Here is a 17,235-nt window from a genome sequence, read left to right on the forward strand (position 1 = left end):
TTCGGTAACATCAGTTAAGCTACTTTAATAAATAGGTGATTTGAAATAATTTGAATTGTTTTCTGAGGCTGTTGACCGGATTTCTGATGTAATGCTTTTTTATCTGTTCAAATGATTTACGCGTAAGTTTGTTCATTGCTCTGTAATAAACTTCATTTTGGCGAGTTAAATAAGTCTGTGAAGGTAAATTAGAGTAAGTATCAACCAACGATTTTTCCAGTTTTCTGATCACTTCATCGCTTAATTTTTCCCGTTCGCGGATGGCAAAATCCAGAAAAATTTTCTTGAGGTAAACGTTATACCATTTTGCAATATCAAGGTTTTGATTTTTGATGTATTTTTCATGCACTTCTTCCAGCACCGAAATGTACGATTCCAAATTTCTGTCGCTTAATTTACTGGTAATGGAATTTTCGTTATCCGTTCTGTAAAAATAGGTTTCGTGTTTGATAAACTTTACATTTTTTGCTAAAAGCATCGTTTCAAAAAACCACAATTCATCTTCGTGAAGAATTCCGTTCTTAAAGCGGAGATTATTTTTATCGATGAATTCTTTACTGTATAAACGATTTTGCGCAACCGGCGTTAATGCAGACTCCATCGCTTTCGTTAAAACATCAAAATGTTTGTTGCTGAAACTGATATCGCCTTCCTTCGGAGGATACAACTGTGAAATTTTCGATATAATGTCACCATTAATTTTTGACGTTACAGTTATTCCGGTTACGATATCGTTGTTGTCCACGGACGAAACCAATGTGCTGATGGCGTCAGTACTTAAAACATCATCCGAATCTAAAAAAAACAGAAAAGCTCCGTTTGAAATTTCAATTCCCCGGTTTCTTGTTGCTGAAAGTCCGGAGTTTTCCTGTGTATATACCTGGAACCGCCGATCCTTGGCTTCAAAAGACTTAATGATTTCAAGTGTCTTGTCACTGCTTCCATCATTAATTAAAATGCATTCCCAATTCTGACAATCCTGCTTAAGGACCGAATGGACACACGCTTCAACATATTTTTCAACATTGTAGCACGGAACTATGACGGAAACCAGTGGTTCGGATATCATTATTTATGAATTAATTTGGCGTAAAGATTTGGATAATAATAATACAGTCTCAGATAAAAATAATATTCGGCGCCCACTTCTGCCAAAGAATACTTAAGAAATAATTTAAATGCTTTTCTGATTTCTTCTTTTTCAGATCTCATTTCCCCTTTTTCAGTATTTCTGATAATTCTTTTAAGGACCATCAATAGTTTTCTCACTATGTTTTTAGGGATTTTATTCCGTTTGCCGAGATTTTCGGAGTTTAACCAAAATTTATAGACTTCCATTATGGCGATAAAAAAATGGTAAGCTATTTCCGGGGAGAGATTGTGTGAAAGACTGTTTTCATGTTGTATGTAATGGTATAATTTCTCATTAGACTTTACCACTCTAACGGCCTTATTGAAAATTTTAAAAAGTGTTGAATAATCTTCAAAACATTTCAGGTTTTCAGGAAAGCTCACATTTTTTAACAGGTCAGCTTTGTACAGCTTTCCCCAGGGATGACTTTGAATTTCCTGATCCTCCAGTAAAAGCACTAAAGCTCTGTTGCCATCAAATATTCTTTCGTCGGAAATGGGTTTATTAAAAACCACGTTGCCGTTTTCATCCTCATAAGCTGCTTCGATAATAGAAATATCTGCGTTTTCGCTGACCAGCAATCTGTACAGCTCTTCACAATAATTCAGTTCTGCCCAATCGTCCGAATCTACAAAGCAAATGTATGCTCCAGACGCAGTTTTCACTCCTTCGTTTCTCGCTTTTGAAACGCCCGAATTGGTTTGTTTGATGAATTTAATCCGGTCATCATGGATTTGAAATTCTTTATAAATTTGTGATGATCCGTCTGTGGAACCATCATCAATAATAATAATCTCTAAATTCTGATAAGTTTGGCGAACAACTGAATCCAGACATTTTTTCAAAGTCTGTTCGGCATTATAACAGGGAATAATCAGACTTATTAGTGGATCATTATTCATATGAAATGCGGGGTATGCTGGTGTTTTTTTCAACGGTTATTTTTCACATTTAGCATTACCTGAATCTTTTGTAAATACTTATGTTTATCGTGTTTTCTGCAAGGCAATTTAATGGAAAATATTAAGCTGTACAAATTTTTTGCCTTTTGCTTTTTACCCTTGATTCGACTGAAAAAATACCGATATTTACCACACCGTATCGGTTTGACTAAAAAGGTTATCACATGAATATTGTATATTTAGTTTTTGGCAGTAATCCAGATCATTATCAGCAGGTCTATTTTTCGATGTACACCGCCTTCGCGCATAAAAGTGCGGAAGACAGAATTATTGTTATCGCAGAAGAACCTGAACTTTTCAATTCATTTGAAAACGGAATAGAAATCATTCCGATAAACAGAGAAATCATCACAGAATGGGAAGGGAAATATCAATTTTTCTGGCGGGTAAAAATTAAAGCACTTCAGCTCGTTGCCGAGAAATATCCTTTAGAATCAATCCTATATCTGGATGGGGACACATTTTTTTACCGGGATTTTGATTCCTTGCGTAACGGGCTCGAAAGCGGGCAAAACTTCATGCACCTGGAAGAAGGGAAGCTATCTTTACTTTCATCAAAAACCGAGAAACTGATGTGGAAGCAGATGCAGGGAAAAGAGTATGGTACAATTAAAATCGATAAAAACACCTCCATGTGGAATGCTGGATTAATAGGAGTTTCTAACCAAAATTTCGATGGTCTGCAAACTACACTGGAAGCTAATGACGCAATGTGTGCAGATGATGTAACACGAAGACTCGTAGAACAGTTTGCTTTCTCTATAGGCCTAAGCAAACTCGCGGAACTGCAGCCGGCAGATCATATCGTAGGACATTACTGGGGAAATAAAAAGCAGTGGAATAAATTGATCGACCATTTTCTAAAAGAATGTTTTATGAAAAAATATTCTTTTGACCAGATTATCGGACGTATTATAGAAATGGATCTTACTCAGAATCCTATTTGGGTTAAGGAATCCAATACGCACAGAAAGTTAAAAAATTTCATTGACAAATTTTATACGAATAAAAAAACCGTCTACATAAATAAATAAAAAGAGTTTATGCTTTCTTTAATGTCCGGTAGGTTTCGTTTACGTATAAGCTCTGCAGACAGCTGATTTTCCATCCGTCTTCGCCATCAAGAAATCCTAATTTCAGGAAATAGGTTTGGATAAATTTGAAAGCAACCTTGCTCCAATGCACAAAAACCCAATATTTCTTTCCGTTTTCGGCAAGCTCTGCTCCTTTCAGATAACCGTAATTGAGCATTTTCTTTTTAAATGCTTCAAAATTTTCAAAAGAATAATGCAAAAGAGGGTGTTTTAAAATCCCGGTTGTTCCGTTGACTTCAAGAGTTTCATGCACTTTTTTGTGTTCTAAATAATTTGCTTTTGATTTCCTGAAAAGCCGGAAATTTTTATCATTCTGGGTTCCTGAAAAGTTAATCTTTTTCTTTCCTACAAAGAAGATTCTGTAAATGTAATAAGCATCCTTGGCATCGCTCCTGTTCACAGTTCTCACAATTTCCTCTTCGAGTTCCGGAGTAATTCTCTCATCTCCGTCCAGAAAAAGAACCCAGTCGTTTTGGGCAGCGTCAAGGGCAAGGTTCCGCTGTTTGGTAAAATCTTCAAATTTATTCTGAATGATTTTCACCTTAGGATTTTTGGAGGCTATTGCCAAGGTCTGATCCGTACTGAAAGAATCTACAATAATTATCTCATCACAAAACCGAAAACAGTCCAGCACTTCCTGAATATTTTTTTCTTCATTAAAAGTGATAATCAAACCACTTATTTTTTCCTTAAGCATCATTCCTTTATTCGTTTATGATAATGATATGTATAAAAAGTAACTCATCATTTTATTCTCATGATAACCAATTTTAATAAACGAGGTGGAATAAAAATGGTGGCTTTCAGCTGGTATTTTTCGAGCAGAGCCGGTAAGAATTCCCGCATCAAGAAATCTTCTGATATTGTCTTCCTCGTTATAAGTAATAACGGCAGCAGAAATTCCCATTATTTTTTAAACTCCGAAACCGTTTTCTCGATAATCGCCACACAGTCCAGAATCTGCTCTTCTGTGATTACCAAAGGCGGCGCGAGACGGATGATGTTACCGTGCGTAGGCTTTGCAAGCAAACCGTTCTCTTTTAACTGAAGACAAATATTCCATGCTGTAGAGCTTTCGGGAGTATCATTAATTAAAATTGCATTCAGCAGCCCTTTTCCTCTAACGCTGCTAATGAGATCAGATTTAGCAATGACTTTCTCAATTTCATTTCTGAAAAGCTGTCCCAGTTTTTCCGCTCTTTCCGAAAGTTTTTCATCTTCCACTACTTCCAGCGCTGCCATTGCAACCGCACAGGCTAAAGGATTTCCTCCAAAAGTAGAACCGTGCTGTCCCGGATGAATTACGTTCATGATTCCGTCATTTGCCAACACCGCCGAAACAGGGTACATTCCTCCTGAAAGTGCTTTCCCCAAGATTAAAATATCGGGCTGAACATTTTCATGATGACATGCGATCAGTTTACCGGTTCTCGCGATTCCGGTCTGTACCTCGTCTGCAATGAATAGAACATTGTATTTTTTACAGAGTTCAGAAGCGCTTTTTAAATATCCTTCATCCGGCACATAAACCCCAGCTTCGCCCTGAATAGGCTCTACTAAAAATGCTGCGATATTAGACGAGTCATTTTTCAGCGTTTCTTCCAAAGCGCTCAAATCATTATAAGGAATTTTAACAAAACCCGGAGTGAAAGGTCCGTAATTGTTATTGGCATCAGGATCGTTGGAAAAAGAAACAATTGTTGTTGTTCTTCCGTGGAAATTATTTTCACAAACTACAATCTTTGCGGCGTTTTCAGCAATTCCCTTTAATTCGTAGCTCCATTTTCTGGCCAGTTTAACGGCAGTTTCTACCGCTTCCGCACCGGAATTCATCGGTAACACTTTATCAAAACCGAAAAGTTCCGTAATTTTCTTTTCGTATTCACCTAATTTTGAATTGTAAAATGCACGCGATGTCAATGCTAATTTCTGTGCCTGATCTACAAGCGCATTAACAATTTTAGGATGCGAATGTCCCTGATTTACAGCAGAATAAGCAGAAAGAAAATCGTAATATCTTTTACCTTCAACATCCCACACAAACACGCCTTCTCCTTTATCTAAAACCACCGGTAGCGGGTGATAATTGTGTGCGCCGTGTTTTTCTTCTAATTCGATAAAATAGGATGAAGTGTCTGTAGTGTTTTGCATTTGTTCTTAATTTATTAAAAACAAAAATAATGATTTATTTCCAAGTATCCTGAGTAATAATAGAAGATCAGATCGTACACTGTATCTCGTAAGGTTCTCCGCAATTTATGATCTCAATCAATATCTGTCCGAATCCACATTAATAATGCAGCCCGGGAAAAGACCTTCGAGCTCAATGACTTTTTCTAAAATACTGTCACGGTCCATTTCCGGATAAGCACCGTCTCCGTCCCTTGCGGTAGGGGAAACCGTAATTTCCCTGAGGTTCTTAAGCCGATTGAGCTCCCGGATATCTGCCAGAAGAATCCCAGTTCTCCACAGATGAAGATATTCGAGTTCGGTCAAATTATTCAGGTAGGGCAAACTTTTTCTTGTAATTTTAGGATGTTTCATCAGCGTGAGGCTTTTTAACTCCTTAATTTGCCCAATCCACTTTACGCCTTCATCCGTAAGTTCTGTTTCTTTCATGAATATATGATGGATAACGGGAATCCTGTCTACCAGAAAACTCATGTGCAGATCATCGTCCTCCGTATCAATCCACTTGATACCTTCCAGAATATCCGGGATCTGTTTAGTATTGGTAATCCCTTTGAAATGCCACCAAAACTGTTTTTCTGCTCCTTTGAATTTCATTGGTTTCTCTATTTTTCAATATTTATATCTGAATACTACCAAAATCAGTCGTACCAGTACTTTTTATCGACCTTAATCCCCGCTTTTTCAAAAGCCTTCTGGATTTCAATTCCTAAATCGTCATTCTGTTTTTCATTGGAAAGGTAAAGAAAAAACAGATTCCCTTTCGTTCGCTCCTCACCGGGAACGCCGTCGGCAGTTCTAGTGTAAACAGTTGTAACTGAATCTGTCTCAGTTTCCAGAATGATATTGATATCCTTACCCAGTTTTTTTATGGAATTCAGCGGCACCTGCTGTGTGATGATTTGCTCCCCTGTGAAATATGGACTTGTAATTTTGACGGCAAACGAAAGATTCTTATGAATGTCGATACTGAATGGTTTAATAATCCGGAGCGTATCTCCATTGAAATTGGGAGACTTGAACTGATTTTTTACTTCCTTTTTTAATTCCCGGTTGAGAATTCTGAGAATCTTTGTCTCCTGAGCACCAATTGCACTCCAAATCCCGAAGACAACTAACAGCAAAAATTTTTTTTTCATATTTAAATTATCAGAATACTCGTTTCTCCTATTTATAAACTCACAATTTTCAAATATATACCAAAAAAATATAAATCTCCGTAAATATTTATCACCCGCAGAAGTGATATTTTTCCACAAAAAAAGACCGATATAAATATCGGCCTTCATATAGTATTTCTGATTTTTAATTATCGAAATTTTTGTCCATTACAAAATCTTCCATGAATTTTGTAGTGTAGTTTCCTGCAAGATAATCTTCATTTTCCATCAGCTGTCTGTGGAAAGGAATGGTGGTTTTCACTCCCTCAATATAGAATTCCTCCAGCGCACGTTTCATTTTAGCGATTGCTTCTTCACGGGTTTGCGCCGTTGTAATAAGTTTTGCGATCATCGAATCGTAATTGGAAGGAATGCTGTATCCTGAATAAACATGAGTATCAACGCGGATTCCGTGTCCTCCGGGAATATTTAAACCGGTAATTTTTCCCGGTGATGGTCTGAAGTCGTTATAAGGATCCTCCGCATTAATTCTGCATTCAATAGAATGAAGCTTAGGATAATAATTAATTCCGGAAATCGGCACTCCTGAAGCTAAAAGAATCTGCTCTCTGATCAGGTCATAATCTACAACCTGCTCTGTAATCGGATGCTCTACCTGAATTCTGGTATTCATTTCCATGAAATAAAAATCTCTGTTTTTATCTACCAGGAATTCAATAGTACCTACTCCTTCGTAACCGATATATTCTGCAGCTTTTACCGCAGCATCTCCCATCTTCTGACGCAGTTCGTCAGTCATGAACGGAGACGGTGTTTCTTCTGTAAGTTTCTGATTTCTTCTTTGAACAGAACAGTCTCTTTCGGAAAGATGACAGGCTTTTCCATATTGGTCACCAGCAATCTGAATTTCGATATGTCTTGGCTCAACAATAAGTTTTTCCATATACATACCGCCATTTCCGAAAGCAGCAGTAGCTTCCTGAACTGCAGAATCCCAGTGCTCGTGCAGGTCTTCAGCTTTCCAGACCGCTCTCATTCCTTTTCCGCCGCCTCCTGCAGTAGCTTTGATCATCACGGGATATCCAACTTCTTCAGCTAATCTCGCTGCAGTTTCGTATCCGTCGATCAAACCTTCAGAACCGGGAACACAAGGTACGCCGGCTTCTTTCATAGTCGCTTTTGCGTTGGCTTTATCACCCATTCTGTCGATCTGTTCCGGAGTTGCCCCAATAAATTTGATGCCGTTCTCCTGACAGATTCGCGAAAAATTAGAATTTTCAGACAAAAATCCGTATCCGGGATGAATCGCATCTGCATTGGTAATTTCCGCAGCTGCAATGATGTTTGAAATTTTAAGATAAGAATCTTTGCTCATTGGCGGACCAATACACACCGCTTCATCAGCAAATCTTACATGCAGACTGTCTTTATCTGCAGTGGAATAAACAGCAACGGTTTTAATCCCCATCTCTTTACAGGTTCGGAGAATACGCATTGCAATTTCGCCTCTGTTGGCTATTAATATTTTTTTGAACATCTTTTTTTAATTATGAATTATGAATTATGACTTTACATGTGAAGAGATAATTGCTCACCGCTCATTACCCATCACTCATAATTTAAGACGGATCAACTAAGAATAAAGGTTGGTCATATTCAACAGGTGTAGCATCGTCTACCAAAATTTTCACGATTTTTCCGGAAATTTCAGACTCGATCTGGTTGAATAACTTCATAGCTTCAATAACGCAAACTACTTTACCGTTAGAAACTTCATCACCTACGTTTACAAAAACATCCTTATCAGGAGATGGTTTTCTGTAGAAGGTTCCGATCATCGGAGATTTGATGGTAACCAATTTGCTGTCTTCAGCAACAGCGTCTGCAGCAGGCGTAGCCGGAGCAGCAGCCTGAGCTGGTGCAGATGCAACAGGTTGTGGAGCAGAATGATATACTGCAGGTTGGGATACATAACTCATTTCGCTGCCTGCGAGTGGAGTTTTGATCGTGATTTCGAAATCTTTTGTTTTGTATTTTACTTCAGAAACTTCTGCTTTAGACACAAATTTAATCAGGTTTTGTATGTCTTTAATGTCCATAGGTGATATTTATTTAAGATGCCAAAGATACTAAAAATCAGTAAAAAACAACAAAAAACCACTCGAAATTGAAAAAATCGAGTGGTTTTTGTATAAAATTGAATATTTTCTAAGATTCGTCTCTTAGTTTTCTTCAGCGGTTTCTACATTTTTTTCCATTACTACTTTACCTCTGTAGTACATTTTTCCTTCAAACCAATGCGCTCTGTGATAAAGGTGCATTTCTCCTGAAGTTGCATCTTTTGCCAATTGAGGAACACTTGCTTTGTAGTGTGTTCTTCTCTTATCTCTTCTTGTTGACGATTGTCTTCTCTTTGGATGTGCCATTTCTTATAATTTTGTTTGATGAGCGATGAGTAGTGATTGCTCAATTCCTCATCATTTAAACTATTTAATTTTTATCTTTTAATTTTCTCAATGCGTCCCATCTTGGGTCGCTGCTCGGTTCTTCTTCAACTTCTTCTTTCGGACTGAATTTTTCCAACATTTCCAAATCCTTTTCAGAGACGTTTGGAGATATTTTCTTCATCGGTATAGCGAGCATCACCACTTCGTAAAGCAACTGCGCTATATTGAAAGCATAATCAGTGCTCGGAATGGTTATCACATCCTCTTCACTGTCATCATACTCTGCACCGAATTTTACCAGAATTTTCAATTCATTTTCAATCGGATGGTCGAAATTTTCGTTGGTGATGTCACAAACTAAATTTACCGTTCCGGAAGTTTTAATGAAGAATTCTAAAAAAGTAGTGTGTTTGTCCATTAAGACCTCTGCCACAATTTTAGGTTCTGTAAATTCCTGTTCAGTATCGAAAAGTTGAAAGAACGCTTTATCTATCTCAAATTTGAAATCGTGCTGACCGTTTTTTTGTCCCGAAAACACGATATCGTAGTTTCTTAACTTGTCCATAAAATGAGTGTGCAAAAATATGCAAATTTTTTAATATTACAAATAATTTTTAAAACAAATAATCGGGAAATATGATTTCGGAGATTTTAATGTCCGTTTTCTGAAGGCAGATCCTCATCCACGCCGTTGGTCACAGCGCTTCTGCGCGGCTGCATGCGATTGGTCATCAAATCATTATACTCCTGTCTGTTTCTGAAAATCTTAATCGCCATAAAAACCGCTTCGGAAAAACTTTGCTCATCAGCTATATTTTTCCCGGCAATATCATAAGCTACTCCATGATCAGGCGAAGTTCTTACAAAAGGCAGACCTGCGGTATAATTAACGCCTTCCTCATAAGCCAAAGTTTTGAACGGCGCCAAGCCCTGATCGTGATACATCGCTAAAACCGCATCGTAGTTTTTATATTTATTTGGCTGAAAATAACTGTCCGCGGGAAATGGCCCGAAAGCCAAAACTCCGTTATCAAAAAGTTCTTTAATGGCGGGCTCGATAATTTCTATTTCTTCGTTTCCGATTACTCCTCCGTCTCCGGCATGAGGATTTAAACCTAAAACCGCGATCTTGGGTTTTCTGATCTGAAAATCTTCAATCAGACACTGATTAAGCATTTTGATCTGTTTCTTGATCTTCTCTTTCGAAATACTTTCAGCGACCTGGGAAATGGGTATATGATGGGTAGAAACGGCAACTTTTAAATTGTCAGTAACCAAAAACATCAGTCCTTTTTTATCAAACTTTTCTTCCAGATAACCAGTGTGTCCTGCATGGGCAAAACCATGCTTCATCATTTCGTCCTTGTTGATCGGTGCGGTAACCAGAACGTCAATTTCACCATTCATCAGCGCATTGGTCGCAGCTTCCAGAGAATCTATTGCCATTCGGGTGGATTCTTCGGTTGGCTTCCCCAAATCTACATTTACGTTATCTTTGGTAAGGTTTACCATATTAATTTTATCTCCCTGCGCCTGGGTTGCATCAGTGATATAATTAAAATTATGCTGAAGTTTAAAAATATTTTTCTGATAAGTAAACAGCTTCCCGGAACCAAAAATAATGGGGGTGAAAAAATCGGTAATGGTTTTATCTTTCAGTGATTTCATAATGATTTCAGGGCCTATGCCGTTGAAATCACCAATCGAAATTCCCACTCTTACTTTATGGTGTTTAGAACTCATTTTTAATTATCTTTGAAGATTAATAGAATTTCACAAATTTAGGAAAATAGAAATAACTATTTGAATATTATTTGAAACTTAAATTTTCCCACCGTAAATATCCTCTTATGTTCACAGGAATTATCGAAGCTACCGCAATCATTGAAAAAATTGAACGCAGTGGCGAAAACATTAATTTTATATTAAGCTGTCCTTTTACTCAGGAATTAAAAATAGATCAAAGTTTGGCGCATAACGGCTGCTGCCTTACTGTAGTGAGAATTACCGACGAAAATTACAGCGTAACCGCTATTGCTGAAACCTTGGAAAAAACCAATCTCGGCCAATGGAATGTTGGAACTGAAGTGAATTTGGAACGCTGTTTGAAGTTTGATGGAAGACTGGACGGGCACATCGTTCAGGGACATGTCGACAAAACCGGAATTGTACAGAAGATCGAGGACCGAGACGGAAGTTTTTTCATAACGATAACTTACGATGAAACCGATGATTTTACAACAGTTCCGCAAGGTTCAATCACCGTAAACGGAATCAGCTTAACAGTTGCTGAAAGCGGCTTTGGTCAGTTTTCCGTAGCAATTATTCCTTATACTTGGGAATTTACGAATATGAAAAATCTGCAATCTGGTGACCTTGTAAATCTAGAATTCGACATAATTGGAAAATATGTAACGAAACTTATGAAAAAAAATGCCGTTCTCTAAATATAAAGGTTATAGCTTAAGAAACAAAGTCTTTTGGGGATTCCTCCTGATCTGTTTGCTCAGTATCGTGAGTTCTTCTATACTCTCCTATTTTATTTTACGGAATAATGCGGTGGAACAGAGCCGCACCGATTTGCAGAAAAAATCGGAAAGCCTGATGTCATCGCTGGATTATGCGGTAAGTCACACGCAGGCCGAAACGAAAGATCTGCCAAATATCCTCGCCAACGACATTTTCGAAATCGCCGACATCAATAATCAGGATATTATCATTTATGATATGGCGGGCAGATATCTTATTTCCAATAAGGACATCAACCTTATCGCTGAAAAAAATATCCCCATCAATATTGTAAACACAGTAATTAAAAGCGATAAAAGAGTCGATTTTCAGAAATACGACAATAAAACAGACGCCAATGTAACGTCTTCCTACATGATTCTGAAAAACAACATGCTGGAACCCATCGCTATCGTATATTTCCCGTATTACCATAATGATGGATCTTACTTCAGTGTTTTTAATAAATATGTTAACTACATCATTATCGTTAATCTCTTTATCATTGCAATAGCGGTATGGCTGAGCTGGATCATTTCCAATAACCTCACCAGAGCCGTGACCAAATTTTCTGATAAAATTAACCAGATCACCCTTCTGGAAGATGACCCTAAACCTATCAAATATTACCACAACGATGAGCTGAACCAGCTGGTTAAAGCTTACAACAAAATGATTCTTCAGATTAAAGAACAGAAAGAGCGTCTCAGTTTCAAAGAAAAAGAAGAAGCATGGCGCGAGATGGCCAAACAGGTCGCTCACGAAGTGAAAAATCCTTTAACACCGATGAAACTCACGATTCAGAATTTCGAAAGAAAATTTGATCCGACTGATCCTAATATCCGGGAAAAGGTGAAACATTTAAGTACTACAATCGTGGATCAGATTGATTTGGTGGCAACCGTTGCAAGCGCTTTTTCTCAGTTTGCCCAGCTTCCGGAAAAGAACAATGAAGTTTTCGATCTTAATAACGAAATAAGGAATATTATTAATGTTTTCAGTGACGAAAGTATTTATTTCCATTCGAACAAAGTGGCGATCATGGTGGAAATGGATAAGATTTATCTATCCAGAATTATTACCAATCTGGTTGCCAACGCAAGACAGGCACGTCACGAAGACCGCGAAAACAGTATTAACATCAACGTCGAACAGCGTCATAAAAGAATCATCATCAATGTTGAAGACAACGGAACCGGGATTCCGGAAGATATGTACGACCGTATTTTCGAGCCAAACTTTACCTCAAAAACCAGCGGAACCGGCCTCGGCTTAACCATGGTGAGAAAAATGGTGGAAGACTATAAGGGTGAAATCTCCGTAAAATCTGAACTCGGTAAAGGGTCCACATTTACCATACTGCTTCCTACGAATCTTTAGAAAATGAAACCTTTTAAGTTCAGGAATTTCACCATACATCAGTCAGGAAATGTTTTCCGTGTAGGGACAGACGGTGTTTTGCTGGGAGTTTTATGTTCAGCAAATCATTCGGAAAAAATTCTGGAAGTGGGAACAGGAACCGGATTGATCTCTCTGATGATCGCTCAGAGAAATCCTCAGGCAGAAATACTTTCACTTGATATCAATGAAGAAGCCGAAAAACTGGCTGCTGAAAACTTCAGCAATTCACCCTTTAAAGATAGAATGCAGACCGTTCATCAGGATTTCAAGGATTTTGAAACTGGTGAAAAGTTTGGGCTTATCATTTCGAATCCTCCATATTTTGAGGAAAATCCTTCGGAAAAAGATATTTTGGCAAGGCAGCAGACCGAACTTTCATTTGATCATCTGATATCAAAAACTGCAGAATTCTTATCCGAAACAGGAATTTTCTCCGTAATAATTCCGTTTGAAGCAGGCAATGAATTTGAACAGAAATGTCTGAAATACGCTTTATTTTTACAGAAAAGAATTAAAATCTTCGGAATTAAAAACGCGAAAGCAAAACGCTGCATTCTCGAATTCGGGTTTGAGCAGAGAAATATAAGCGAATCTGAATTCGTCATCGAAAAATCCCCGAGAAAATATTCAGACGAATATCTGGAGCTCACTCAGGAGTTTCATGTTTTCGGGCAATAGAAAATCTTATTTAGGCGCATTCAGCGTTACCACAACATCTTTACTGATGTTTTTTACAGACGAATATTTTGCGTCACACACCGAGGTAGTGAGCGTATAATTTCCCTTATCCACTAAAATAAAATTCTGGTTATTCGCCGGAACATCAAGATTATAATAATTTCTACCGCTGATCTTTACAATCAAATTACATTTTGATTTATTGACGATCTGCACATACGCGGTTTTGCTCGAAGGATCTGTATTGAAGAGGTGGTTCAGCAAATCCGCCGTTCTTTTGTGCTTGTCGTTGGTGCCGTCCTTGGCCACATCTCTCTTGATTTCTGTCTTCAGTTTTTCAGTGCTGATGGGTTTTACGGTAGGTTTTGCAACACTCGCTTTCACTGCTGCGGGTTTGTCATTATTAATTGAAGCAAAAAGTTTCCGTTTAAATTCGGGAGTTTTGGGATGATCCGGATTGTACTTAATAAAATTGGCGATCACCTGCGGATCCGTGCTTTTTTCAACCTGCGCTGCGGTATATTTAGACTGTGCGGAGGAAAAAGCAGAAACAAAAAAAAGCAGAATGTAAAAATATCTTTTCATTAAAGCAATGGTTTTTAGTGGCTTAAATTTTAGTAATAACGAAGAAATCTTCTTTTTAGTTTGTACGAAATTTATTATCTTTGCATGGCTTAAAAATAAGCTAAATAATCAATTTTTTAAACATAAAAAAAATAATTCTATGTATACACCGGTTGCTGCAGACGTAGCTAAATTAAGAAACACGACAGGAGCAGGAATGATGGACTGCAAAAAAGCATTGGTAGAAGCGGATGGCGACTTCGAAAAAGCAATTGAAATCCTTAGAAAAAAAGGACAGAAAGTAGCAGCCAACAGAGCAGACAGAGAATCTACGGAAGGAGCTGTTATCGCAAAAGTAAATGAAGACAGCACCATGGGAGCTATCATAGCTTTGAACTGTGAAACTGATTTCGTTGCGAAAAACGACGCTTTTGTTGAATTAGCTCACGAACTTGCTGAACAGGCAGTTTTCTATGCGAACAAAGAAGAATTTTTAGCTTCTGATTTCCACGGAACTACTGTAGCAGAAAAATTAATCGAGCAGACAGGTGTAATTGGTGAGAAAATCGAAATCGGTTCTTTCGAAAGAATTGAAGGTCCTTTCTTAGGAGCTTACATCCATGCTGGAAACAAAATCGCTGCCATCACTTCCCTTTCTTCAAATGTTGACGGTGCTGCTGACGCGGCTAAAGCAGTTTCAATGCAGGTTGCTGCAATGAACCCAATTGCTCTTGATGAAACTATGGTTTCTCAGGAAACAATCGATAAAGAACTTGATATCGAAAGAGATATCCTTACTAAAGAAGGAAAACCTGCAAATATCATCGATAACATCCTTAAAGGAAAAATGCAGAAATTCTACAAAGACAACACATTGGTTCACCAGGCGTTTATTAAAGACGGAAGCATGTCTGTAGCTGATTATGTAAAATCTGTGAATGGAGACTTAAAAGTAGTAGGTTTTGTAAGAGTAAGTCTTGCTTAATTAGTTACTTATCTATGATAAAAATCTCTTCCATTACGATGGAGGAGATTTTTTTTTCGGTAAATAAGAAGTAATTTTGTCTTCCGCAAAAAACACCATGTTTAAACATAAATTTTTCAGCAGCGGTTTTGCCCTGCTTTTTATATTAATCTCCATATCCGCGAATGCTCAGCAGTACATCAGGGTAGATACATCAACCTATACACCGGAACAGCTTGTAAAAGACATTTTCATCGGATCCCAAAACGCAGCATGCATTACTGTATCGAATGTGTCAGCAAAAGGTTGGCAGGATTATGGGAACAGCACTTCCAGCTATGGATATTTCGAAAAAGGAACGATGAATTTTGATATTGCGAAGGGAATAATTCTAAGTACGGGAAATGCCCAAAATGCGCCCGGTCCCAATACTAGTAGTGTGTTAGATGACCAGGACAGCAATTGGTTCGGAGATCAGGATTTGGCAGATGCTCTGCAGGAGAATTATTATAGCTATTTAAATTCAACTTCCCTGGAATTCGATTTCGTAGCGAACAACACCTCCGGTATCAGCTTCGAATATCTTTTCCTTTCAGAAGAATACCGGAGAACTAACTGTATTTATTCGGATGCTTTTGCTTTCCTCATCAAGAAAGCAGGTACCGCGGATCCTTACACCAATATTGCTGTAGTTCCAGGAACTCAGGATCCTGTGACCTCACTTTCAATTAACACCGCGCCCAACTGTCCCCGAAATGTCGGATATTTCGGCAGTTTTAACGGGGTAAACTCTCCTACTGCTTTCGATGGCCAGACCAAAGTTCTCACCGCGAAAACCGATATTATTCCGGGGGTGAAATATCATATTAAACTTGTGATTGCAGACCATTTAGCCGGTAATGACAGAACAGGACGCTACGATTCTGCAGTTTTCCTGAAAGCCGGAAGTTTTGTAGGTAAAAAAGATCTGGGTCCGGATCTTATAATCTCCAGCAGTAACGCTCTTTGTGTAGGAACCAGTAAAGTATTAGATGCTACCACTTCAGGCGCAACTTCTTACCAATGGTACAAAGACGGCAGCCAGCTGGCAGGAGAAACAAATCCTCTGTTCACCATTCCCGGCATCATTACGGATACCGGAACTTACGAAGTGGAGATCAGTATTTTAGGCTGCGAACTGAAAGGATCGGTTAAAGTCGAATTCGTCGAAAAACCGATCATCACACCAAAAGATTTCTGTAACTACAACGGAGGCAAACCAATTTCTGTTAACCTTCAGGATCTTAACTCCCAAATCATTCCGAACTATAAAGATTATTTTAAAGTCACATATTTTCAGGATCCCGCTTACCTTATTCCGTTGCCCAACAACTGGACTTACAGCAATGATGTGAAGATTTATGTGCAGGCAGAAAGTGGCAGCTGCGCTATAACATATGAAGAATTGCAGCTTCTTACGCCAAAAAAATCGGAGGTGCTTGCTGATAAAACCATCTGTGCCAATGCGACCACAAAACTCGAAGCGGAAACAGGATTTAAAAACTACAAATGGATGCGTGAAAACGGTGATATCATCGCTCAGGGACCTACCGTTAATTCCATTGATCATGTTCCGGTCGGAAAGTATATCGTGGAACTCACTTCTGCTAATGGCTGCAAATTGCAACAGGAAGTAAAAGTGACTGCGTCGGATTTACCGCAGATTACCCAGATCGATGTGATGGGAAGCACCGCCACCGTCTTTGTTTCCGGCGGTATTCCCCCGTACAGCTATTCCCTGGATGGTATCAGTTTTCAAAGTTCTAATGTATTTAAGAACGTTCCCCGTGGAATGAGAAAAGTTTATGTTACTGATTCGGAAAAATGCGGCATTATTGAAAAGGAATTTCTTATAATTAATCTGATCAACGTCATCACACCAAACGGTGACGGAGTTAATGACGTCCTTGACTATTCTGATTTAAGAATCAAAGAAAATGTCAGCATGCAGATCTTCGACCGTTACGGAAATCTGGTGTTCAGCGCAAAAGACAAACAGTTTATCTGGGACGGAAAATTTGGCGGAAGAGCACTACCAACAGCAAATTACTGGTATATCCTTAACTGGACAGAACCGGACACTCAGTTACCTGTTTCCTATAAAGGCTGGATTTTAGTTAAAAACAGAAACTAAT

Annotated in this window: 18 protein-coding genes; 6 read left to right on the forward strand and 12 right to left on the reverse strand. The window is 38.3% G+C overall.

Annotated features, from left to right (window positions below; all coding sequences use genetic code 11):
- Positions 1-19: 19 nt before the first annotated feature.
- Together KSK37_RS12525 and KSK37_RS12530 are read right to left on the reverse strand one after the other, a co-directional pair.
- Complete coding sequence (locus tag KSK37_RS12525; protein WP_217201893.1) at positions 20-1,069, reverse strand: glycosyltransferase; 1,050 nt, start codon at positions 1,067-1,069, stop codon at positions 20-22.
- On the reverse strand, positions 1,069-2,067 hold the full coding sequence (locus tag KSK37_RS12530) for a glycosyltransferase family 2 protein (RefSeq protein WP_217201894.1): 999 nt from the start codon (positions 2,065-2,067) through the stop codon (positions 1,069-1,071). The genes KSK37_RS12525 and KSK37_RS12530 overlap by 1 nt, the downstream gene beginning before the upstream one ends.
- Before the next feature lie 191 nt (positions 2,068-2,258).
- On the opposite strand from KSK37_RS12530, the gene KSK37_RS12535 reads away from it, so the two are divergent.
- Positions 2,259-3,128 carry a hypothetical protein gene (locus KSK37_RS12535; RefSeq protein WP_088358606.1) on the forward strand — a complete coding sequence of 290 codons (870 nt, stop codon included), beginning with the start codon at positions 2,259-2,261 and terminating at the stop codon, positions 3,126-3,128.
- A gap of 7 nt (positions 3,129-3,135) precedes the next feature.
- Here the strand turns inward: KSK37_RS12535 and KSK37_RS12540 are convergent, their stop codons facing one another.
- The 9 genes from KSK37_RS12540 to pdxA all read right to left on the reverse strand — a co-directional run bounded on the left by KSK37_RS12540 (position 3,136) and on the right by pdxA (position 10,689).
- Positions 3,136-3,888, reverse strand: a complete 753-nt coding sequence (locus KSK37_RS12540; RefSeq protein ID WP_088358607.1) for a glycosyltransferase family 2 protein — start codon at positions 3,886-3,888, stop codon at positions 3,136-3,138.
- A 206-nt stretch (positions 3,889-4,094) separates the two neighbouring features.
- Positions 4,095-5,339, reverse strand: a complete 1,245-nt coding sequence (gene rocD / locus KSK37_RS12545; RefSeq protein ID WP_217201895.1) for an ornithine--oxo-acid transaminase — start codon at positions 5,337-5,339, stop codon at positions 4,095-4,097.
- A 117-nt stretch (positions 5,340-5,456) separates the two neighbouring features.
- Positions 5,457-5,975: a hypothetical protein gene (locus tag KSK37_RS12550; RefSeq protein WP_217201896.1), complete on the reverse strand. Its 519-nt coding sequence runs from the start codon at positions 5,973-5,975 to the stop codon at positions 5,457-5,459.
- Positions 5,976-6,019: 44 nt separating this feature from the next.
- Positions 6,020-6,517, reverse strand: a complete 498-nt coding sequence (locus KSK37_RS12555) for a hypothetical protein (protein WP_217201897.1) — start codon at positions 6,515-6,517, stop codon at positions 6,020-6,022.
- A 166-nt stretch (positions 6,518-6,683) separates the two neighbouring features.
- Positions 6,684-8,036, reverse strand: coding sequence for an acetyl-CoA carboxylase biotin carboxylase subunit (accC, locus tag KSK37_RS12560; RefSeq protein WP_088358611.1), 1,353 nt, complete (start codon positions 8,034-8,036; stop codon positions 6,684-6,686).
- An 82-nt stretch (positions 8,037-8,118) separates the two neighbouring features.
- Positions 8,119-8,598 carry an acetyl-CoA carboxylase biotin carboxyl carrier protein gene (gene accB / locus KSK37_RS12565; protein WP_217201898.1) on the reverse strand — a complete coding sequence of 160 codons (480 nt, stop codon included), beginning with the start codon at positions 8,596-8,598 and terminating at the stop codon, positions 8,119-8,121.
- 123 nt (positions 8,599-8,721) lie between these two features.
- Complete coding sequence (gene rpmF, locus KSK37_RS12570; protein WP_088358613.1) at positions 8,722-8,925, reverse strand: 50S ribosomal protein L32; 204 nt, start codon at positions 8,923-8,925, stop codon at positions 8,722-8,724.
- 64 nt (positions 8,926-8,989) lie between these two features.
- Positions 8,990-9,511, reverse strand: a complete 522-nt coding sequence (locus tag KSK37_RS12575) for a YceD family protein (protein ID WP_217201899.1) — start codon at positions 9,509-9,511, stop codon at positions 8,990-8,992.
- Positions 9,512-9,597: 86 nt separating this feature from the next.
- Positions 9,598-10,689 (reverse strand): 4-hydroxythreonine-4-phosphate dehydrogenase PdxA, encoded by a 1,092-nt coding sequence (gene pdxA, locus KSK37_RS12580; RefSeq protein ID WP_217201900.1) that lies wholly within the window; start codon positions 10,687-10,689, stop codon positions 9,598-9,600.
- A 107-nt stretch (positions 10,690-10,796) separates the two neighbouring features.
- On the opposite strand from pdxA, the gene KSK37_RS12585 reads away from it, so the two are divergent.
- The 3 genes from KSK37_RS12585 to KSK37_RS12595 are packed head-to-tail and all read left to right on the forward strand — an operon-like array spanning position 10,797 to position 13,533.
- On the forward strand, positions 10,797-11,393 hold the full coding sequence (locus KSK37_RS12585; protein ID WP_217201901.1) for a riboflavin synthase: 597 nt from the start codon (positions 10,797-10,799) through the stop codon (positions 11,391-11,393).
- Positions 11,380-12,834, forward strand: a complete 1,455-nt coding sequence (locus KSK37_RS12590; protein ID WP_217201902.1) for a sensor histidine kinase — start codon at positions 11,380-11,382, stop codon at positions 12,832-12,834. Before KSK37_RS12585 ends, KSK37_RS12590 begins: the two co-directional genes overlap by 14 nt.
- 3 nt (positions 12,835-12,837) lie before the next feature.
- The gene (locus KSK37_RS12595) at positions 12,838-13,533 is read left to right on the forward strand and encodes a tRNA1(Val) (adenine(37)-N6)-methyltransferase (protein WP_217201903.1); all 696 of its coding nucleotides are present in this window, start codon (positions 12,838-12,840) and stop codon (positions 13,531-13,533) included.
- Positions 13,534-13,539: 6 nt separating this feature from the next.
- On the opposite strand, the gene KSK37_RS12600 is transcribed toward KSK37_RS12595, so the two are convergent.
- On the reverse strand, positions 13,540-14,118 hold the full coding sequence (locus KSK37_RS12600) for a DUF6759 domain-containing protein (protein ID WP_217201904.1): 579 nt from the start codon (positions 14,116-14,118) through the stop codon (positions 13,540-13,542).
- Between the two features lie 139 nt (positions 14,119-14,257).
- On the opposite strand from KSK37_RS12600, the gene tsf reads away from it, so the two are divergent.
- The gene (gene tsf / locus KSK37_RS12605; protein ID WP_088358620.1) at positions 14,258-15,082 is read left to right on the forward strand and encodes a translation elongation factor Ts; all 825 of its coding nucleotides are present in this window, start codon (positions 14,258-14,260) and stop codon (positions 15,080-15,082) included.
- Between the two features lie 97 nt (positions 15,083-15,179).
- Positions 15,180-17,234 (forward strand): choice-of-anchor L domain-containing protein, encoded by a 2,055-nt coding sequence (locus KSK37_RS12610; protein ID WP_217201905.1) that lies wholly within the window; start codon positions 15,180-15,182, stop codon positions 17,232-17,234.
- Position 17,235 lies beyond the last annotated feature (1 nt).

The organism is Kaistella soli (assembly GCF_019038595.1).
GTDB classification, from domain to species: domain Bacteria; phylum Bacteroidota; class Bacteroidia; order Flavobacteriales; family Weeksellaceae; genus Kaistella; species Kaistella soli.